The sequence below is a fragment of the Ekhidna sp. genome (genome assembly GCF_965221965.1).
GTDB lineage: Bacteria > Bacteroidota > Bacteroidia > Cytophagales > Cyclobacteriaceae > Ekhidna.
The window spans coordinates 1,533,233-1,553,945 of sequence record NZ_OZ244926.1 but is presented as its reverse complement, the minus strand read 5'-3'; the positions used below and the strand labels follow the sequence as shown (position 1 = coordinate 1,553,945).

General features: G+C 42.4%; 20 protein-coding genes. 14 read left to right on the top strand and 6 right to left on the bottom strand.

The features are described 5' to 3' along the window. Nucleotides 1-3: 3 nt before the first annotated feature. From ACOQON_RS07590 to ACOQON_RS07545, 10 genes are all read left to right on the top strand, one after another. Complete coding sequence (locus ACOQON_RS07590) at nucleotides 4-432, top strand: MgtC/SapB family protein (protein WP_420578325.1); 429 nt, start codon at nucleotides 4-6, stop codon at nucleotides 430-432. Next, nucleotides 429-2,936, top strand: coding sequence for a heavy metal translocating P-type ATPase (locus tag ACOQON_RS07585; protein WP_420578324.1), 2,508 nt, complete (start codon nucleotides 429-431; stop codon nucleotides 2,934-2,936). The genes ACOQON_RS07590 and ACOQON_RS07585 overlap by 4 nt, the downstream gene beginning before the upstream one ends. Nucleotides 2,937-2,963: 27 nt before the next feature. Continuing rightward, a complete protein-coding gene (locus ACOQON_RS07580) occupies nucleotides 2,964-3,119 on the top strand; it encodes a hypothetical protein (protein ID WP_420578705.1) in 156 nt (51 codons plus the stop codon). Then, nucleotides 3,086-3,406, top strand: coding sequence for a Fur family transcriptional regulator (locus ACOQON_RS07575; protein WP_420578323.1), 321 nt, complete (start codon nucleotides 3,086-3,088; stop codon nucleotides 3,404-3,406). Before ACOQON_RS07580 ends, ACOQON_RS07575 begins: the two co-directional genes overlap by 34 nt. Next, entirely contained in the window at nucleotides 3,399-4,193 is a 795-nt protein-coding gene (locus ACOQON_RS07570) for a cation transporter (RefSeq protein ID WP_420578322.1), read from the top strand. The genes ACOQON_RS07575 and ACOQON_RS07570 overlap by 8 nt, the downstream gene beginning before the upstream one ends. After that, nucleotides 4,190-5,083 carry a cation diffusion facilitator family transporter gene (locus ACOQON_RS07565; RefSeq protein ID WP_420578321.1) on the top strand — a complete coding sequence of 298 codons (894 nt, stop codon included), beginning with the start codon at nucleotides 4,190-4,192 and terminating at the stop codon, nucleotides 5,081-5,083. Before ACOQON_RS07570 ends, ACOQON_RS07565 begins: the two co-directional genes overlap by 4 nt. 2 nt (nucleotides 5,084-5,085) lie before the next feature. Then, nucleotides 5,086-5,442, top strand: a complete 357-nt coding sequence (locus tag ACOQON_RS07560; RefSeq protein ID WP_420578320.1) for an STAS/SEC14 domain-containing protein — start codon at nucleotides 5,086-5,088, stop codon at nucleotides 5,440-5,442. Beyond that, complete coding sequence (nhaA, locus tag ACOQON_RS07555; protein WP_420578319.1) at nucleotides 5,427-6,767, top strand: Na+/H+ antiporter NhaA; 1,341 nt, start codon at nucleotides 5,427-5,429, stop codon at nucleotides 6,765-6,767. Before ACOQON_RS07560 ends, nhaA begins: the two co-directional genes overlap by 16 nt. Before the next feature lie 134 nt (nucleotides 6,768-6,901). Continuing rightward, the gene (locus ACOQON_RS07550) at nucleotides 6,902-7,327 is read left to right on the top strand and encodes a methyltransferase family protein (RefSeq protein WP_420578318.1); all 426 of its coding nucleotides are present in this window, start codon (nucleotides 6,902-6,904) and stop codon (nucleotides 7,325-7,327) included. A 58-nt stretch (nucleotides 7,328-7,385) separates the two neighbouring features. Next, entirely contained in the window at nucleotides 7,386-8,225 is an 840-nt protein-coding gene (locus ACOQON_RS07545) for a cation diffusion facilitator family transporter (RefSeq protein ID WP_420578317.1), read from the top strand. Nucleotides 8,226-8,240: 15 nt separating this feature from the next. Here ACOQON_RS07545 and ACOQON_RS07540 read toward each other — a convergent pair whose 3' ends face one another. Beyond that, nucleotides 8,241-8,489 (bottom strand): helix-turn-helix domain-containing protein, encoded by a 249-nt coding sequence (locus tag ACOQON_RS07540; RefSeq protein WP_420578316.1) that lies wholly within the window; start codon nucleotides 8,487-8,489, stop codon nucleotides 8,241-8,243. 88 nt (nucleotides 8,490-8,577) lie between these two features. On the opposite strand from ACOQON_RS07540, the gene ACOQON_RS07535 reads away from it, so the two are divergent. After that, nucleotides 8,578-8,793 carry a plasmid partition protein ParG gene (locus ACOQON_RS07535; RefSeq protein WP_420578315.1) on the top strand — a complete coding sequence of 72 codons (216 nt, stop codon included), beginning with the start codon at nucleotides 8,578-8,580 and terminating at the stop codon, nucleotides 8,791-8,793. Nucleotides 8,794-10,770: 1,977 nt separating this feature from the next. Here the strand turns inward: ACOQON_RS07535 and ACOQON_RS07530 are convergent. The 3 genes from ACOQON_RS07530 to ACOQON_RS07520 are packed head-to-tail and all read right to left on the bottom strand — an operon-like array spanning nucleotide 10,771 to nucleotide 14,847. Continuing rightward, on the bottom strand, nucleotides 10,771-12,510 hold the full coding sequence (locus ACOQON_RS07530) for a hypothetical protein (RefSeq protein WP_420578314.1): 1,740 nt from the start codon (nucleotides 12,508-12,510) through the stop codon (nucleotides 10,771-10,773). 11 nt (nucleotides 12,511-12,521) lie between these two features. After that, the gene (locus ACOQON_RS07525; protein WP_420578313.1) at nucleotides 12,522-14,369 is read right to left on the bottom strand and encodes a hypothetical protein; all 1,848 of its coding nucleotides are present in this window, start codon (nucleotides 14,367-14,369) and stop codon (nucleotides 12,522-12,524) included. Nucleotides 14,370-14,382: 13 nt separating this feature from the next. Continuing rightward, complete coding sequence (locus ACOQON_RS07520; protein WP_420578312.1) at nucleotides 14,383-14,847, bottom strand: T9SS type A sorting domain-containing protein; 465 nt, start codon at nucleotides 14,845-14,847, stop codon at nucleotides 14,383-14,385. Nucleotides 14,848-15,152: 305 nt separating this feature from the next. On the opposite strand from ACOQON_RS07520, the gene ACOQON_RS07515 reads away from it, so the two are divergent. Genes ACOQON_RS07515 through ACOQON_RS07505 form a run of 3 tightly spaced genes read left to right on the top strand, consistent with a single transcriptional unit; the run spans nucleotide 15,153 to nucleotide 19,245 of the window. Continuing rightward, nucleotides 15,153-15,977 (top strand): DNA adenine methylase, encoded by an 825-nt coding sequence (locus tag ACOQON_RS07515; RefSeq protein ID WP_420578311.1) that lies wholly within the window; start codon nucleotides 15,153-15,155, stop codon nucleotides 15,975-15,977. A gap of 2 nt (nucleotides 15,978-15,979) precedes the next feature. After that, on the top strand, nucleotides 15,980-17,944 hold the full coding sequence (locus tag ACOQON_RS07510; protein ID WP_420578310.1) for an ATP-binding protein: 1,965 nt from the start codon (nucleotides 15,980-15,982) through the stop codon (nucleotides 17,942-17,944). Continuing rightward, the gene (locus ACOQON_RS07505; RefSeq protein WP_420578309.1) at nucleotides 17,944-19,245 is read left to right on the top strand and encodes a hypothetical protein; all 1,302 of its coding nucleotides are present in this window, start codon (nucleotides 17,944-17,946) and stop codon (nucleotides 19,243-19,245) included. The genes ACOQON_RS07510 and ACOQON_RS07505 overlap by 1 nt, the downstream gene beginning before the upstream one ends. Before the next feature lie 120 nt (nucleotides 19,246-19,365). Here ACOQON_RS07505 and ACOQON_RS07500 read toward each other — a convergent pair whose 3' ends face one another. Next, nucleotides 19,366-20,259: an HNH endonuclease gene (locus ACOQON_RS07500; protein WP_420578308.1), complete on the bottom strand. Its 894-nt coding sequence runs from the start codon at nucleotides 20,257-20,259 to the stop codon at nucleotides 19,366-19,368. A gap of 52 nt (nucleotides 20,260-20,311) precedes the next feature. Continuing rightward, nucleotides 20,312-20,641, bottom strand: coding sequence for a hypothetical protein (locus ACOQON_RS07495; protein ID WP_420578307.1), 330 nt, complete (start codon nucleotides 20,639-20,641; stop codon nucleotides 20,312-20,314). Nucleotides 20,642-20,713: the final 72 nt, after the last annotated feature.

Below are 20,713 nucleotides of genomic sequence, written 5' to 3'. Positions count from 1 at the left end.
ACCATGGATTTTCAAACTGAAATAACGCTCATCCCCAGATTACTTGTTTCCCTGGTACTCGGTGTTTTGATAGGACTCGACAGGGAAATTGATGGGCATGCCGCAGGAATCAGAACGTATGCTGCCGTTTGCCTGGGTGCGGCTTTAGTCACAATTATCAACTCCCACATTGAAGTAGCAGACCAGACCCGAATTGTTGCCAATATTGTTTCAGGCATTGGCTTTCTGGGTGCCGGTATCATTTTCAAAGATGGATCCAAAAATTTTATTTCAGGCCTGACAACCGCAGCTACTATTTGGGCCACTGCTGCTGTAGGAATTGCTATTGGATATGGCATGTACCTTATCGCAAGTGTCACATCCGCCTTGCTTATTCTATTATTGATTTCACATCATTTCCCTTTTTTAAAAAAGAAAAATATCAGAAAATGAAAAAACTACAAATAAAAATACCGCTTCTCCTGCCCGAAGTACCGGATGAGAAGGATCAATGTGTGGAAAAACTCATTAAGCAGCTTCAAGACCAGGAAGGTCTTGAAAAAGTGCATGTAGCAGATGAGACGGACAATGGCGTACCTCAGCTATGCTTTCACTACGACCCGGAGTTAATCTCCATAGACCGTATCCAGTCGTTAGCGGAGCAGACCGGAGCGGAAATCACGCAAAAATTTGGACACAAACTTATAGAAGTAGAAGGCGTTCGCCATACCCGCCATGCCCGTCATATAGAGCGTGACCTTCGGGATATAGCCGGCATTATGGAAGCCTCCGTATCGGCATCCGGTATGGTGCGGGTAGAGTATGATACAGCCCAAGTGGTTGAAGCTGAAATCCTGAAAGTGCTGAGAAAAGAGGGGCTTGATATACCAGATACTCGGGTAAGTACCGAACGATTTCTTGAGAAAGTAAAAGAAACTGAAAAAGGCGAAGATCAAAAAGAAAGTAAAAAGGAACATGACCATGAGGAAGGTGACGATCATGAACATTCGCATGGCGGCATTTTCGGTAAAAATACGGAGCTGATTTTTTCCATCATTTGCGGGGCGCTGTTAGGTATTGGTTTTGGACTTTCTTACATAGAAGCTGTTCCCTCCTGGGTAAGCCTTTCCCTTTACATTGCAGCGTATTTCTTTGGCGGCTATTTTACAGCTAAAGAAGCCATTCAAACAGTGGCCAAAGGAGGTTTTGAAATTGACTTCCTTATGCTCGTGGCAGCCATTGGAGCGGCTATTCTGGGCGAATGGGCAGAAGGTGCCTTGTTATTATTCCTGTTCAGCATGGGGCATGCACTGGAACACTACGCCATGAACAAAGCCCGTAAATCCATTGCTGCTTTAGCGGAACTCGCTCCTAAAACAGCACTGCTTAAGAGAAATGGTAAGACAGAGGAAGTCGGTATTGAGGAATTGAGCATCGGTGACATCATCGTAGTGAAGCCCAATAGCAAAATTTCAGCCGATGGGGTAGTCGTCAGCGGTACAAGTAGCGTGAACCAAGCCCCAATAACCGGAGAAAGCGTACCGGTAGATAAAGAACCGGTGGATAATCCCGATAAAGACTGGTCGGAAGAAAAAGACATCAAAGATGAGAACCGTGCTTTTTCGGGTACCATCAATGGCAATAATACACTGGAAATCAAAGTGATTAAAGTAGCGAAGGACTCTACACTCTCCCGCCTGGTGAAACTTGTGAATGAAGCCCAGACCCAAAAATCACCTACGCAGCGGCTCACCGACAAATTTGAGAAGTATTTTGTGCCTTCAGTATTGGTACTGGTCGTGCTGCTCAATTTCGCTTTTCTGGTCATTGATGAAAGCTTTAGTGAAAGCTTCTACCGTGCAATGGCCGTATTGGTGGCAGCCAGCCCTTGCGCTTTGGCCATAGCCACTCCGAGTGCAGTGTTAAGCGGAGTGGCAAGGGCCGCCAAAAGTGGAGTGCTTATCAAAGGTGGTCGTCCGTTGGAAGACCTGGGTGTACTCACCGCCCTGGCTTTTGATAAAACAGGAACACTAACGGAAGGCAAGCCCAAGCTCACCGAAGTAATTGCTTTGGGTGATGTAAACGAGGAAGAACTGTTGAAAATAGCAGTAGCTGTAGAAGCCTTAAGCGACCATCCACTGGCAAAAGCCGTGGTTCGGGATGGGAAAGAGCGATTGGATGGTGTTGACATACCTGAGGCGAAAGATCTGGAAGCTGTGCTTGGGAAAGGGATCAAAGCCACCTTGGGTGATGACAAAGTATACATCGGCAATCTGGATCTGTTTGAATCCCTGGATGATAATAAGCCAGGGCAGGAAACAGAAGAAAAAGTAAAGTCACTGGAATCAGATGGCAATACTACCATGCTGATCCGTCAAAATGACAAATACATTGGCATCATTGCCCTGATGGACACACCCAGAAAAGAAGCTAAAAACACATTGGAACGATTGAAAGAAATCGGTATCAAGCGTATGATTATGCTTACGGGTGATAATCAGAAAGTAGCCGATGCAGTAGCCAAAGAGATTGGACTCACAGATGCCTGGGGCAGTTTATTGCCGGAAGAAAAAGTAGAAGCCATTAAAGAACTCAGGGAAAAAGAATCCAAAGTAGCGATGGTGGGCGATGGCGTAAATGATGCCCCGGCCATGGCCAACAGTACGGTGGGAATTGCCATGGGAGCAGCGGGTAGCGATGTAGCCTTGGAAACAGCCGACATTGCCCTGATGGCCGACAAACTGGAAACCTTGCCTTTTGCCATTGGTTTAAGTAGAAAGGCCAAAGGCATTATCAAGCAAAACCTCTGGGTTAGTTTGGGAATAGTAGCCTTGTTGATACCCGCCACGGTTTTCGGCTTTGCCAATATCGGTATTGCGGTACTGATCCATGAAGGATCCACGTTAGTGGTGGTGTTTAATGCGCTGCGATTGTTGGCTTATAAAAAAAGCCGGTAAGAATATATTCTAATCGTTAATTTAAATATGAGTATAGCAGAAGAAATATTTCAGGATCATTCAATTATTCCAACTCACACCCGTTTCAAGGTGATTGAATATCTTATTAATAAACCAACTGCCTGTAGTTTGAAAGAACTCAACAAGCTTTGGCAACAACAACCTTACAAGAAAAGCCGGTAAACAAAACAACCTTCTATCGGACAATAGATCTTCTTGAAAAGAAAGGAATCGTACATCGGATTGATGATGGAACAGGAACAGCGAAATATGCCATATCGAGTCACGACTTACCGGATGGTAAATGGCATCTTCACTTTCATTGTGAAAAATGCAATAAAGCGTTCTGTTTGCCTGACCCGATACCAGAAAGGATACTTACAATTGGTGATAACCATCGTGTTATGAAGGTTAACCTGGTTCTGCAAGGTATCTGTGAAAAGTGTAATGAAAACCAACTAAATGAATAAAACCACATTCCATATCAGCAAAATGGACTGCCCCTCTGAAGAGCAAATGATCCGTATGAAGCTGGAGCCTTATAAAGAGGTAAAGCAGCTTTCTTTTGATATCCCCAATCGTAAACTGGAGGTATATCACACGGGAGAAGTTGAAAAAATCCATCAAGCCCTCAGTGAACTCAAACTCAATGATCGATTGGAAAATACGGAAGATGAAGCTGAGCTGCCATTGGCTGCTGACGAATCTAAACAGCGAAAAATACTTTGGTGGGTGCTGGGTATCAATTTCGGTTTCTTCATAGTGGAGATGACTACCGGATGGATATCACGCTCCATGGGCTTAGTAGCTGATTCGTTGGATATGCTGGCAGATTCCATCGTCTACGGTCTGAGCTTATTTGCTGTTGGTGCAGCAATGTCTCGCAAGAAAAAAGTAGCCAAAATAAGTGGTTATTTTCAAATGGGACTGGCATTACTAGGCTTTTCAGAAGTATTGCGGAGGTTTTTCAGCGAAAGCGAAACACCCCTGTTTCAATGGATGATCATCATTTCAGTACTGGCCCTTATCGGTAATCTGATTTCGCTCTGGCTCATCAATAAAGCTAAGAGCGATGAAGCGCACATGCAAGCCAGTGCCATCTTCACTTCCAATGACATTATCGTAAATGTTGGAGTGATCCTGGCGGGGGTATTGGTTTATTTCCTGGATAGTAAATGGCCCGATTTGGCTATTGGAGGGATAGTTTTCGCCTTTGTGATGCGCGGAGCTGGGAGAATATTGAAACTGGCTAAATGAAAAGTAAAAGAAACCCCAACGCCATATCTGAAAAAGGGTTAAAAACCACCCTGATTGGTATTGTTGTAAGTGCATTATTGGCTATCGTAAAAGCTCTGGGAGGAATTTTTGGCCACTCTTATGCACTTATAGCTGACGCAATAGAATCAGGGACAGACGTAGTAACGTCCGGGATGCTTTGGGTGGGTTTGAGATGGTCTACCAAGCCTGCAGATAAAAATCATCCGTACGGGCACGGTAAGGTGGAAGCTTTGGTGGCACTTGGTATTTCACTGGCTCTAGTCGGTGCAGATTTTATCATTATTAAAGACAGCATCTCTCATATTCAAAACCCACATAAAACTCCTGCTCCATATACCCTGATAATTTTAGTGGTGGTGGTTATTACAAAGGAACTACTATATCGTTTTGTATTGAAAACTGGCAAAGAAATAAAAAGTGGAGCTGTAAAAGCAGATGCCTATCATCATCGCAGTGATGCTATTACCTCTGTAGCGGCATTCATAGGAATATCCATTGCTCTTTGGGGTGGTGAAGGATACGAGGTAGCTGATGATTACGCAGCACTTATCGCAGCAGCATTTATCATTTACAATGCCTACGGGATTGGCCGTCCTGCTATTGGTGAATTATTAGATGAAGCATTGGATCCTGAATTTCATAGGGAGGTTATCTACCTTGCCGAGCAAATACCAGAAGTTGAAAAAGTGGAACAATGCCATTCTAGAAAAATGGGGCCAGCGTTCCACGTTGATCTTCATATTTGGGTAGATGGTGAGTTATCAGTAGAGAAAGGTCACCTGATAGCTCATAAAGTAAAAGATAGGTTGGTTGAAAACATCCCTCAAATAATTGATGTTCATATTCATATAGAACCTTTTAAAAATTAACTATGCTACAGATTCTTGAATTCACCAAAAACAACATAATAGCCACCAAGGCTGAAGATAACCTGACTGAAAAGGATATCCAGAAAATACATCCGCTGATTAATAACATCGTGAACAGAGATCAAAAAGTACGATGGTATTTTGAAATGAAGGATTTTACAGGATGGGATATAAAGGGGTTATGGGAAGATATTAAGATGGATTTATCCCATGTTGAAGACTATGAAATGATAGCCATGGTAGGTGAAAAGAAATGGCAGGATTGGATCACTCAATTTATGAAACCTTTCACCAGCGCAACCATCCGTTACTTTGATTTGGAGGAAAAAGAAGAAGCAAAAGAATGGATCAGTCAGTAAAAAATAATCAATCAGCAATAGCGTATATACGTCAGACGGCCAGAAAGTTTCTGAACAGGGAAACTTCAGCTGGTTTACTTTTAATTGCAGCAACGATTATTGCCCTGGTGCTGGGCAATTCTCAATGGGCAGATGCTTACCATCACTATCTTAAAGATGAATTTCTCTTTGAACTATCTGAGCATTTTACTTTTGGTTTGACCATTGAAGAATGGATCAATGACGGCCTGATGGCCATATTCTTTCTGGTGGCCGGCATGGAACTGAAGCGGGAAATTTTAGTGGGCGAATTATCTTCCTTTAAGAAGGCTTCTATGCCACTATTGGCCGCATTGGGTGGAATGGCAATGCCTGCTATAATATTTTCAGTGTTAAATTCAGGCACAGAAGGTATCAACGGCTGGGGAATTCCGATGGCCACCGACATTGCCTATTCTTTAGGGATCATTGGATTGTTGGGAAAACGGGTGCCTGCACAGCTTAAAATCTTTTTGGTGGCTCTGGCTATTGCTGATGATTTAGGGGCCATTCTTGTGATTGCGTTGTTTTATAGCAACGAGCTCAGTTGGTTGTACTTAGGTTTTGGAGCAGGCTTTTTTATTCTTTTGATGTTATGCAACCGTTTTGGAGTAAAAAGCCTCTTCTGGTACATATTGGGAGGAGTGGCTTTATGGTATTGCTTTCTGAATTCAGGAGTTCATCCTACCATTGCAGGGGTTCTTTTTGCGATCTCCATTCCGGTAAAACCTAAACTCGACAGTAAATTATTGAAAGAGCGCACTGCCAGGAATGTGGCTGAATTGGAAAAAACGGATATTGAAACCCGGGATCCCATGCAGGATATTCGTCAAAGCGAAATCCTTAAAGCGATAAAAAAGGACACACAAAATTCAAGGCCCCCTTTGCTTAAATTAGAGAACGCCCTGATTGACTTTAATGCTTTTTTCATTATCCCTATTTTCGCCATTGCTAATGCAGGCGTGAAATTGGATGTAAGTTTGTTGGAGGTAGTATCAGGTTCTCTTGGCCTAGGTATATTACTAGGTCTCGTAGTAGGGAAAGTATTGGGGATCAGTCTCTTTGCCTTTATTGGAGAAAAGCTGGGTATAGCAGAATTGCATATCTCTTTAAGATGGCGGCACATCATTGGCATGGGCATGATAGCCGGAATAGGTTTTACCATGTCGCTGTTCATTACTAACCTTGCCTTTGCCAATGCTGAGTTGGTGAAGGACGCTAAGATCAGTATATTAATAGCCTCCTTAATAGCGGCTTTGGGAGGCGTTTTGATTTTATGGTTTACAAAACCAAAAACTGAAAGCTAATGATTCATTTAAGAATATTTCTACCGATATTTTTTTTACTCTATTTCCTACTCATCTTTTTGATGTACCCAAATCCAAAAAAGGAAAAGTCCCGGAAGCTAAAACGAATAACAGTGTTAAACGATTTGATATGGATGCTTGTAATTGCCTTGGTTACATTTTTTTCATTATTCCCAGATGTTTATCATGAATATATTTTTCCAATTGAGGTGCTGAAAAGCCATGTACTTAGTTGGACGGCAATTGGAATTATGTCAATCGCCTTCTTTCTGGTTTTCTTGGCTAAGAATGAGCATAGATTATATAAGAATCAAACAAGGAATGGTTGGCTATTACTCGATTCAGGTGTTTATGCCAAATCAAGAAACCCTTTATATATAGGTCAGATTATTACTCTGGTTGGGTTGTTCTTATGCATTCCCAGCATCTATTCTGCTTTACTTCTGTTAATTGGTAGTATGATTGTATTTATTCGAGTTGGGCTGGAAGAAAAAGTTCTGGAAAGTGTTTTTGGTGATGATTATCTAGAATATGAGAATAGAGTAGATAGGTGGCTTTAATAGTCAAGCTATATGCCTCGTAACCACGATCATCCAAATAATCCATTCAGAAGGCAATGTGAAAGTTGCCTTCTTCCTCAACCTGAGTTTTACCATTATTGAAGTCATTGGTGGCCTCTACACCAATAGTTTGGCTATCCTTTCAGACGCGCTACATGATCTGGGAGATAGCCTCATTGGACTCTCGTGGTACTTTCAAAAGCTCTCCAAGAAAGGAAGAACAAAGAAGTTTTCTTATGGATATAAGCGGTTTTCACTGTTAGGTGCTATCATCAATTCTATCGTTTTAGTTGTCGGATCCATATTTATACTCACGAAAGCAATTCCTGAACTTTTCAATCCAGGAGAAACCAACGTTCAAGGGATGCTCTATCTCGCTATTTTGGGAATAGTGGTCAATGGAGCTGCTGTTTTGAAACTCCGAAAAGGAGAATCTCTAAATGAAAAGGTTGTTTCACTACATCTATTGGAGGACGTTTTAGGCTGGGTAGCCGTGCTAATTGGTAGTATCATCATGATGTATACCGATGCTCCATTTATAGACCCGCTACTATCTGTTCTTATTTCCCTTTTTGTACTGTACAATGTCTATAAGAACCTTCGCAAAAGCATGTTGGTAATCCTGCAGGGCATACCGGAGGATGTCTCATTGGAGGATATCAAAGAGAAGCTGAAAGACATTTCGGAAATCACAGATGTGCATGACAATCACACTTGGTCTATGGATGGAGATTACAATATTCTTACGATTCACCTACAGTTAGACCAAGACTATAAGCTTTCAGAGCAAGCCAAACTCAAAGAGAAAGTGAGATCACAACTCAAAGATGAATCCATCAATCACATTACCATAGAGTTTGAAGGTCAGGATGAGAATTGTGAGTTGGAGGATTGCTGAGTCAGAGAGTAAATACTAGGATGATTTTGATTTGATTTTGAGAATCAATTTCTCAGGATCAACATTCAATTTTTCAGCAATCTTGAAAAGTGTCGTTAGTGTTGGTTGTTTATGTCCATTCTCAAGCCTCGAAATATGAGTTGCATGAGATTTGATGGTATGTGCTAGTGCTTCTTGAGATAACCCATTGGCTTCTCTAAGCTCTTTCAATACTTTACCAAATGCCTTTATGATTTGCTCATCTGTCACGAAAAGCAAATTCATTCTTATGGAGACCTTACACCATAGCCTAAAGGGCAAGATGTAATTTAGTTTTTATATATTGGATGCTTTTTATATACCTATTTGTCAAATGAGATTTAAGGAATTTTTAAGCGAGAGATCAAGTCCTAAAAGTGGAAAATATAGAACCATCAATGTAGATAGTGAAATCCATTACTTCTTTAAACAAACAGCCAATCATTACAATGTAGCATTAGCAGATTTGATCTACAATGTGTTAGATAATTGGAAAAGTGAATTCCAGAATCAGATAAAAGAAGACATGATAAAGAACCTTGATAAGTAGAAAAATGTCTAATAGGGATGTATTGAGATCGGTTGAGGTACATTATAATGGTAAAAAGACGAATGGATATTTCCATCGATTTGTTTATTCTAGTTCAAACTATTGCAGCTTTACCCAAGCTCTTATTGAGTTGGAGGACGGGAGACTTAGATATTTTGATCCATTCTTCATTAGGTTCACGGATAGGGGACAAAATAATAAACCTAAAACGAAAGGATAAAAGACCACTTAATTTATGTAAATATGTCAATTATTACTTTTTACATACAACCGATTTAACTACATTGTTTCTTATTTATTGTTCACCAAAATTATAAGATCATGTCAGTTAAACATACTCCAACAAATGAAGTTCACAAGGGATACAAAGGCGGAACCACAGGTTGTGGATTTGATACCAAAGAACATCCTAGTCATTGGGTTAGTACAACAGAAAGAATAACGTGTGCTAAAAATGGTTGTGCAAATTGATTCACTAGACAGACTAATTTAACTAAGAGGCTGGTTCCATCGGAATTCAGCCTTTTTTTCTGGTTGAATCAAAACTTTATAGATAGCCATGAGTCTAATGTACAATACACCCGTATAGACCTTAGAGGCCTTAAAAGAAAATAAGATGTAGTCAATTTGTTATAGTTAACTAATTCCAAAGGTTGGAACATAATTCGACATACTTAAGTGCTTAGTAATCAGATAATTGCGAAATACGACCTACATTTGTTGGGAGCCATTAGCGCCGAATCCACCATACAGGCTTTATGTCATTTAAATGACTGTTATTGTTGAAAATTGATTGATTTTAATATTCAGTAAACATGTTAAGTACTTGACTATCAACACGATGAACATTAGCACTGAATCCACCACAAAGGCCTCCGTCGCACCCTAATCTCCAAAACGTCGGACCGCTCAAGGGGGAATTTGTCTTCTTTAACGCAAATAGTTCCCGGATTCCAGGAACCTTCATAGAGGCAGGAATTACATCCTAATAAGAACGTCATTCCTGACGCAACATAGTGGAGTTCAGGAATCTCATGTGATATTCAAGACCAGGCTATCCACCAGGTGAGGTCATTCATCCACCTTCTGTCAAAGGCCTTACGGTTTTTATCTTACCAACTCTTCCGGCCAGAGAGGCCAATACTTTTTGCTTGATAAAAAAGTATTCAAAAAATCAAGGCTGCAAATCCTTCGCTAAAAAAATGAACTGTTCAAGTAAGCAAAACCAAACCTCGCCTCCTGCGTCGGCTCAAGCAGTGGTTTTGCAAGTAAACAGTCTTTTGATTCATTTTTTTTTGACGCTCATGATTTAATGCCTTTTTAGATCATCAATTGTCTTCGACAATGAAATGCACAACCCACACAATCGCCGGAACGCCGAAACCGCTAAAACCTCGGGGTTGGCACAGCGAGGTGGCCGGGATTTGGTTTTAGCTTGACCTTTTTGCTTCGTTTTTGGACGGTCCGCCGCTGCGGTCAAGCCAAAAATGAAGAGCCCTCCCGGCTTGAGGGAAGAATAACCCCTCCGACCAGAGGAGTATAAAAAATCCTTGCTCTCATCCCAGATACTTCCCTTCGCTTTCACTCAGGACAAGCTTAGGCTCAGGATGAACACGCTGAAGTACATGAAGTAAATCATCATTAACCGAAACGTCACCCCCTAACCGCTCGAAACGTCGGACTGATCAAGGTGGGGGTTTCTGTGTAGCAATGAGTTCTCACATCCTCCCTCCAACTCCCTCCAGAGGGAGAGATTGTAATTACGATACCATAGACTCCCTTCGGGAGTGACATTATAGGGAAAAAGACATATTCCAACCGCAGACACTCCCCTCTCCAATGTGGAGAGGGGTCGGGGGTGAGGTCATTCACGATCCGTCACCCCTCCAAAACGTCGGACCGCTCAAGGGGGAAACTTCATTTTTCTTAACGTACACAGCTCCCGGATTTATTCCGGGACCTTCCAGTCCAGAATCTCTACATCGAGCGATACTTCACCACCCACCCACTGGATGAATTGACAAGGGTCACAGACCCATACTGTGGCAATGTGCTCAATGTTGAACCATGAAAAATCGTGATATCCTCCGCTGCTTTATTCAAAATGATCAACTCCTGACCGAGCGTACTGGTAGTGGGCTGAATGAATCCCCCCGGATTGCTGGTAAATACAACCAGTCTCTTGCCATCTGCCCATCCAAATGCAGCTACCGAAGGATCTACATGCACATCACTGGCCACAGAAGTACCACTAACCGTCAAAGCCTCCGTAGCACCGGCACTAGTGCCAATACCCACATTTCCCTGATCTGAGAGCGTCATCCGAGTTGTGCTGGCCGTTTCAAACACAATCGATCCGTCATTGTCTCCGTCGTTATCCGCTTCGATGGTGGTAGAACCTGTATTCTCCACGCTGCTGGTACCCGCTCCGGATAAGCCAGTCAAACCACTCGCATCTCCTACAAACGCAGTAGCCCTTACCTCCTGCCCTGTTGCGTCCAGCTGCGCGGTAGCGCTCGTCGCTCCAAGTGCGATAGCTCCCGAGGAAGTCATATAAAAACTATTATCAGGTACGCCCGGCTCCACACGAAACGCCTTCAGGTTATTGGTTACATCCAAAAAGGTGAAGTAATTGTCACCTCCTGCTGATAAGTCATTCGCACGTATCTCCCAGTCATTATTAGGGAATGAGCCCGAGTTACTCGTATCATCAAAGCGGATAATGGGCGTAGCTGAGGCTACTACAAGGGTAGCATCTCCGGCAGCTTGTGGTGCTATGGAACCAACAACCAGACTCCCACCTACATTCACATCCCGAGTCTGCTCAAATCCATTACCAAATTCTGATGCTGTGGTGTTGTACAGGTCTTTTACTTCTCCACTCTCATTGTAATATTTAAACTCACCTGTCGTCTCATCCAGGTACAACATCCCCGGTGTAGCCGCTGAAGGCGTCACACGATCAACTTTGATGGTAGTACCTACACTCAACAATGGTAATTCTTCACTGGAAGACGTAACACCGATACCGGCGCTTCCTTCCGGATAATACAGGTCATTGCCGATCTTCGACCATTTTTGGATGAAAGCGGTACCTGCTGTTGTTCCAAAGCCCGGAAACTCCACCTTGGCATTGTTGGCTGCTACATCCGTCTTCATCTGATCCAGGTCTACCGTTGTAGTAGCCGTTAAGAGGTCCAATTTTCCAGATTCTTCGGTTGTAATGGTGATTGGAGGATTGGTCAGACTTCCATAGTCCCCATCAAAATCGTCTGACGGATCGGTATCTGCCTGTGAAAGATCCGGTGCGTTGGCCAGGTCATTATAGTCCAATGAGTTGATGCTGCCGGCAGAAGTAGCATAGCTGGCATATGGTACTTTCACGATCTCCGAAACACCAAGTACTTCTCCGTCCACCGTGATTTCCAGATAATGACTTCCGTTGCTCCAGTCAATTCCGGTCAGGTCGGATTTCGATCCGATATCGAATGTCAGCAAGCCTGTAGCTCCCACATTCACATTGTGACGTTCAGTAAACAGGTCTGTCTGACTGTTCGGTGCATCTTTAATCGCCACGTCTACTGTCACCGAGCTGTTTAATGCATCACTGGGTGCAGATAGCTGTGCCTGAAAATGGATGGTGCCGGGGGCCTGACTCATCGCGAGCACAGGAATCAAGACCAGCAGGTAGTTAAACAATTGTTTCATAACCTTCATGTTCTCTGATTTTAGTTAGCGATGGATAATGCGAACCAATTGGTGCCGTCAAATAGCAGCGTGATGCTGTTGGATGCAGCCAGGCTGGCGTCTGTAGCTCCTGTAAGTAAGAACGGATAAGTACCTGTACCACTGTGCGTTATCGTGAGTGTTCCCTGTCCGATATTCATCAGCGTCACGATCTGCCCGGTGACTCCCCCGGTCAAGCCACTGACGCTTACGGTTTGGCCTATGGCTACATTCACTGTCAGGATGTTGGCCGTAGAAACATCATATTCTTTCGTTACTGTGCTGGCTTCTGTCTCTGTCTGTGTGGCATAGCTGATCTGGCCGCTCACGTCAATATTGCCACTGACCTGAAGGCCTCCGTTGATTTTTACATCCCCGTCTACTTCCAGTGCAGCGCCTGGTGAAGTGGTGCCAATGCCCACATTCCCATTGTTAGCCACGACCATTTTGGTCACCCCATTTATTTGCAGGTCGATCTGGCCGGTACCGGCACTGATGGTGGTAGATCCTGCATTGCTAACACCTCCCGTACCACCGGTGATGCCCGTCAGCCCCGAGCCATCACCTACGAACGTGCCTGCCTTAACCGTACCATTCACATCCAGACGAGCCCCGGGTGCATTCGTACCGATCCCGATATTGCCTGATGGATCCAGGTAGAGTGAATTGTCAGGCGCTCCTGCGGATACAGCAAATGGAAGCGTACCGGCTGTAATGTCTTCAATACCAAAGTAATTTCCACCCCCATTCTGGGTAGAGTTGGCGACCAGCTGCCAGTCGTTGTATGGCTCACTCCCGCCCTCAGCATCCGTATCATCAAACAGGATACGCGTGTTGTTTTCCTTCAGCTTGATGGTAGCAAAATCAAACGCTTCACCGTTAACAATATCGGTACCGATACCCAGGCTTTGACCGATAAGTACATTATTATCCGCAAAAACATCCCCATTGCTTTCTGACCATACCGTAGAGGTTCCCAGAAATTTTAACCCTGCGCCATCGTAATAGCCAAATCCACCATTTCCAAGATCACCTATGTAAAAGAACAACCCTTCTTCCTGTGCCGGTAGCGTAGCAAACGTATACTCACCGTACTTGATTCCTCCGCCAACATACAGACTGGAGCTCCCAAAATCAGCAGTGGTGGGTACATTGATTCCTACATTTCCTGTATTGTAAAAGACGTTGTTTCCATCCTGTGTCCAGATGTCTGTACCGGCCTCCAGTGCCGTGCCCGGTACCGTTCCAAAGCCCGGAAAGCTTTCCTTCGCGGTATTAGTGGCTACATCAGCGGACAGTGCATCCAGATCAGTGGCTGAGGTCACCGTGATGTTTCCAAGCGTGGCTTGCTGCTGGGCAGTAATCGTGGTGGGCTTGTTGGTTAGCGATTCGTAATCTCCATCAAAATCATCGCTGACATCCAGGTCCCAGCCGGATACATCCGGTTTGTTGGTCAGGTTTTCATAATCAAAGGCGGTGGCGGTCTCCGCTTTATCCGCATAGATGGCATAAGGCACACTCACCAGCTGGGTGGTGCCGATCGTCTCCCCGTCTACCGATACCCGCAAAAAGTACGGACCGTTTTCCCAGTCGATGGCATCCAGGCTGGAGCTGGACCCGATAAACACCGAAACCAGTCCCTGACCATCCGAAGTGACCGAGTGCGACTCCTGGAAGACCACCGAGCCATTGGCGCTGGATTGGAGGATTGCCGTCCCCAGTGAAACAGACTCATTGGCCAGCGGCTCCCCGGCATTGTCCCGGAGTACGGTCTGGTACCTAAACTGTGAAGATTGTGCGGTGAGCCAAACGGGTAGCAGACACACCAATAAAGTGATAACGTTTTTCATGAACTAAGGCTATTTAGCGGTTTACGATGATTCGAAAAGAGGTCGAAGTATTGGACTGATCTATTTGCAACAGGTAGATGCCTGCATTCAATGCTGACAGGTCTACTTGTTTGGCCCGCTCCGACACACGGTCTTCGTGTAAAATCTTTTTTCCCTCCTGGCTGACGAGGCGATACGACCAGCCGGTGGTTTCTTGTAAGGTGATATTGAGCCAGTTGCTCACGGGATTGGGATAGACGCTTACCGCAATCACTTCGGATGCTGTGCCCAGCGGCTTGACGGTGATGCCCTGATGCAGCCCTTGTGTCAGGGTGTAGTTTGAATTACTGACGGTACCGGGTGCCAGCTCTCCCAGCGACCAGGCTAGCCGATAGGTGTTACTCGATTGGGAGTCTCCTGCCGCCCCTACGAGCGACTGTGCGGACAACAATAAAACGGTACAGGAAAACAGGGTGGTTAGCCCCAGGCGGATGTACATTGGCTAATGGTTTTTAAAGTTCAGCGGCAAGATAACCGCCACACCCGCCCGATAAAATACCGACTTTGGGGTATTTTTTGATAGGGAATAATACTATACTGTTTTATGTGGTTACCGAAGAGCTAGCGCGTTAGCTGTGGGTTTCCCAAGAACGTCATTCCGGAAGCAGCGCAGCGGATATCCGGAATCTATATTGCTAGTGATCTATAATTACGATAAGCACATACAGACGCCTGTGTGAAATAGGATAGTAAATCACGCCATAATATATTGTATAAAGCATTTATAAGAGTTATGTTCGCTTCATGGATAACGTAGCTACCTTGAAAATCAGGAAAAATGAGCCTTTTCTACGATGGGCAGGAGGTAAGCGTTGGTTTGTTGATAAATACAGTGATTTCTTAGAGCCATTTGATGGTAAATATGTTGAACCCTTCCTAGGAAGTGGTGCCGTCTTTTTCCACTTACGGCCGAAAAAAGCGACGATTGCTGATGCAAATGTCGATTTAATTACTACTTATTTAGAAATTCAGAAAAATCCAGAACTGGTTGAGGTTGCAATTAATGTTCTAAAGAGATCAGAAATGGATTATTATCAAATAAGAGCATGGACACCAGTCGAAACCTATAATATCGCAGCTAGGTTTATCTATCTAAATCGAACCTGCTGGAATGGATTATGGAGGGTTAATAAAAAAGGGAAATTCAACGTACCTCAAGGAAGTAAAAATATTCATCAGTATCCTGATGACGATTTCTCAGAAATTTCAGAAATTTTGAAGAAGGCAAGGATTAGGAATTGGGATTTCAAGAAGACAATTGGAACGGCACGAGAAGGTGATTTTTTGTTTGCGGATCCACCGTATACTGTGAGGCATAACTTCAATGGTTTTGTCAAGTATAATGAGGAAATATTTTCTTGGAAGAATCAACAGGAGCTCTCAAGATCCTTAATTAAAGCGGTTGAAAGAGGAGTTAAAGTAATGTGCACTAATGCCAATCACGAGAGTGTAAGAAAACTCTACCCCAACTCACACTTTGAGAAAACACCAGTCAAAAGATATTCAAGTATCTCATCAAAAACATCCACCAGGAGCTCATATCAGGAGCTTATAATAAAATCTAAATAGTTATGAGTAGTTCATTTTTCGACAATACCAGATTCGCCCAAAATCCATTAAGTAAGATTGCTGATTTGATTGAGATTGACAAGAAGAATGAAACTGCAGAAAAATATGAGGATATGAGATTCGTGGGGTATGTTCTTGAGATTGGATTTGACGAAGTAAAAATTATAACTGCTGATCCTTTTAAGCAAGCCGTGGGAGGAATACCGAGAGGTACTTTTCTGATTCTAATTCCTGATGATTTAAGTAATCTTCCTCCACACTTTTCCTTGTTGAGAGTAAAGTCTACAGCACCTACTCCTTTGTCAAACGAAGTTCAACAAACATACTTCGAGCTACATAAACGGTCTATGCCTGAGCTAGACAGGTTCACTGCGAGTGAATTACAATGGGGAGCATTGGCTACCCAAGTGCTTGGTATGTTCTATCCTGATCCAAATGATCATGATAAAATGACATACTCAGGTGACGTTAATAATGTTGTGAGTGGCCATAGATACAAGGTGTATTCACCCACTCAAGAGATACTTGATTTGATCGTAAATGGAATACTGAATCCAGCTAACCAGTGGGAGCTTGGAAAATTAAGATTTACAGAGTGCTTGATGCCTTTTCAAAACATTCCACAATTATATGTTCCAGTGAAAGTAAGTACAGAAGATTTCAAGGGGTTTCGCACAGCAATGTTTGGAAAAACCAGGCTTGGTAAATCCAATGTAGTCAAACTTATCGCAGAGAGTATTATTCGAACAACAGAGAATGATAAATCGGTAGGGCAATTGATTTTTGATATCAATGGGGAATACGCCAACGATAATCCACAAGATGGGAATGCCTCAATAAGAAGCGCCTACCCAGACCGGTGTGTTGTTTATGCACTCAACCCGAGAGAAGGAACACCTTCGAAACCACTAAAGCTGAACTTCTTTGCACAACCCGATCGAAGTATAAGAATAGTCGGGTCATTATTAAAACAATTGGGAAGAACATCTATCTATATTACAAATTTTGGGAGTTTGGATCTCATTTCAATTGAAGACTTGCAATCGCTTCCCCAGAATGAAAAGTTAAGAGCCCAAAGAAGAATATTAGCCTATTGGTGTTGCTTACATAATGCGGGTTTTGAATCAAATATAGAGGGGAATCCATTAAGGCTAACAGGAACTGCATTCAATCCTGGTTTCAAGAATGACTTACGAAATAAGATTCACGGAGAGGACAAACCACTACCCAATAGCCTTGATGATCTATTGAATGAGTTTCGAGCACTTAGTCTTTTTGCTCAGAGGAACCCTGACGATAAAGACTTGAAGTCAGGATCTGGAAATAAAACAATAGATCCTGAATTAGAAGCCATACTTGCATTCTTGTTTCCTAGTGCATCAGGAGCGGGAGCTTCAAAGCTTTTACCACCAATGAAGAAGTATCATGATAAAAATGCTGGCTCTTTTGTCGAAGAAATACTTGATCTTTTAGATCAAGGACAAACTGTGATTTTGGATTTAGGAAATGCCGACGAAACGGTACGAGCCTATTTTTCTGATTATCTATCAAACGCAGTATTTAGGCATCAAGAAAGTAAATTCACATCAAATAACTTAAATAAGCACTTTGTTCAGATCTACTTTGAAGAGGCTCATAACCTATTTCCAAAAAATGACAATGATGTCACTGATATCTACTCAAGATTTGCAAAAGAAGGTGCAAAGTTTCATATCGGAATGGTTTACTCTACACAGAGTCCATCAACTGTTAATAAAGATCTTTTGGCTCAAACTGAGAACTTCTTTGTAGCTCACCTATCTAGTCAAGATGAAGCCAATGCCCTCTCCAAGTTGCAAGTGGCTTATGATGGTCTAGAACGAGATATTTTGAATTCCAAGACCAAAGGTTATTTGAGAATGTTGACTTTTTCTCATCGGTTTGTTGTGCCAATTCAAGCTAAACTTTTTGAAGTAAATCACAGCTAATGCCATACGAGGGAGGAAATAGATTAGGAGCTGAAAAAGCTAGTAAACTAGGTCACATCGACGTTGTGAAATCTCCTTTGGTTCAGAAACTGATTGAGGAATTTGAACACCCTGACGAAGATAATACACCAGGGGAAGTCAAAGATAATCCGATTCCTGAAGATCAAAGGTCATTCCCCTTTGTATTTGCTGTTGATGGGTCTATTCAGCCAATTGATTCTAAATATGGCACTACATTGAGACAAGTGGCATTTGTTAAAACAGCGCTCTTTCGATTAGATCAAGGTAAGCTTTTGCAACTCGACAGAACTTCCCCTCACCCCTTTGCACTTAGAGATATTATGAGAGATTCAGCACTCTTTCATGCAGTGGTATTTCCACTAAGAAATGTTCGGTTAGGGGATAAAAGTGTTTATGATTCGGTGCGTCAAATTATTTATGAAGCATTACAAGATGAAAAACTGAAAGAAATCTCAGTTTTTGAAACATTGAAGTGGTTAGCATATCAAAAGTGGGATGGGAAACCAAAGCCTTCACCTGATTTTCAGTGTCCTCATTGTGATGAGGAGGTAGAAGGTTTGAGGTATGATTCAGACAAAGGTCCTTGTGAAAAATGTGGGAAAGAAGTGTACATATCTGATATGCTTGGGTTCCATCTCGAAATGGGTGAAGAGAGCGCTCCAGGAAGTGTTGCAAGTGCTTATATGATGGTACATGAAACTCTCCTATTATTTTCAGGTATTCGTCACCTATGGGAATCCGGACAAGAAGACCTGTTTGATAAATGTCTCTTTTTGAAAGATGGGCCTCTGAACTTAAGGAGTCAATATGTAAAACTTATTGATCCAATCAGAAACTTTTTGGATTTCGCAAAGAAGGAAGGTATTACAATATACTTGTGTGGACAGGAAAAGACAGGGTTATTTGTAGAACATCTAGAGCTAATCGGAAAAAGGATACCAGCGAATCATTATTTCCTTCCTGATAATGAATACATTCGAACTCATGTACAACAGCGGAAGGCGAATGAGCAATATGGGTACCGCACGAATTATGGGAATAAGGTATTTCTCAAGGTTGGTGAAAATCACCAATTAGTAGTTAGCATTCCTCCAGGAAAATATATCGATTCGGATACAGCTAGTGACCTAATAGGCTTTGATCGAATAACTGGAACCTTAAAAGACCTTCTAAGCTTTAGGCATGAAAACGCTCTTGTTCCAATAGAACTTGCACATGGAGTAGCCTCTCTAAGCACTTATCCATCTGCGCACATTTTCAGGCTATTTTCTGGAATTTAAAATCCGAATTTTAAAATTATCAGGTTAGACTTTTGATTTTATAGGATGAGTTCCTAGATGATTAAAGCTCACTCAAAAAAGATGGATTATATTAGGATTAATAATAGCAACTTGTTTAAACTAAGCACTCTTAAAAATTTGATAACGCTGATCTAGGTAATCACGATTTGGCCTGTCACCTTCCCTTCGAGGCAAGATCAACTTTGATTTATTCATTTCTTGCAATCCATGCTTGAGCATGGGTCCATCCACTTCCTTCAAGATGTCTTCTCTCACCTCTATTATGTAATCTGGATTAATTCCTAAGATATTTTGATCGTATGCTGCATGATGAATCTTGCAAAGCGAAAGGCCATTATTGACTTGAGGAATGCCTCCCTTACTATCAGGAACAATATGTGCAGCATCAAGCAAAGAGCGATGTTTCAGATTACATATCGCACAATGATCCCGATAGGCTTTCAAAACAAGCTCTCTAAATGAGCTTTGATGAAGCCTCATTTTTACCTGCCTCGTCTGATACTTGGATTGATACTCCCCTATTGGCTCACTAGCTAAGCTATCGCCTATCACTGCTCTAGACTCTGCAGAAACTGTAAACTTCAACTCAGATGGACTATCTGCAACAATAAAGACCGGCCAGGCAACCACATACCTACCCTTCAATACTTGATGAAAATAGATCAATGGTATTTGTGATTTCATGGCTTCTCGAAGACCAACATTATCAAAATGATTGGGATCAGTACCTCTGTAACTGTACTTAATGAGATCATCGCTAATGATCTCATCTTCATAGCGATCTTGAACTGAAGTGATTGAAATGGGGAATTCCTTAATCTGTTTGGGCTTCCAAATGCCCTTGGCTCCAATCAGCTTGATTGTTTCACCTTTAAACTTGAAGTCATTCACAAGGCTACTCCAATCAATAACATAGTCCGTATTATCAAGCTTTGAATTAAGCCATTCAAATGCTGCTAACCGAATAGCCTGACTATTTGGATCCTCAACCATATTCTAAAATAGCAAAACCATTCTATATCATTCATACCAGTCGTGTAATAGGTCAGACAGACAACTTACTAATCCCACCTACAACATAGTTGATGCTACCTACAACATAGTTAGTGCTACCTATAAGATAGTTGGTGATACCTACAACATAGCTAATGATACCTATAAGATAGTTGGTGATACCTACAACATAGTTAATGATACCTACAACATAGTTAATGATACCTACAACATAGTTAATGATACCTACAACATAGTTAATGATACCTACAACATAGTTAATGATACCTACAACATAGTTAATGATACCTACAGGATAGTTGGTGATACCTACAAGGATTTGCTGGTAACTAAGCGGTGTGTAAAATAATCTGGTCAGCAAATAACGTATTTATGAGAAAATACTATTTTAGCGATTCATACTAAGCGTTATTAGTAAATCATTTTTTTCACA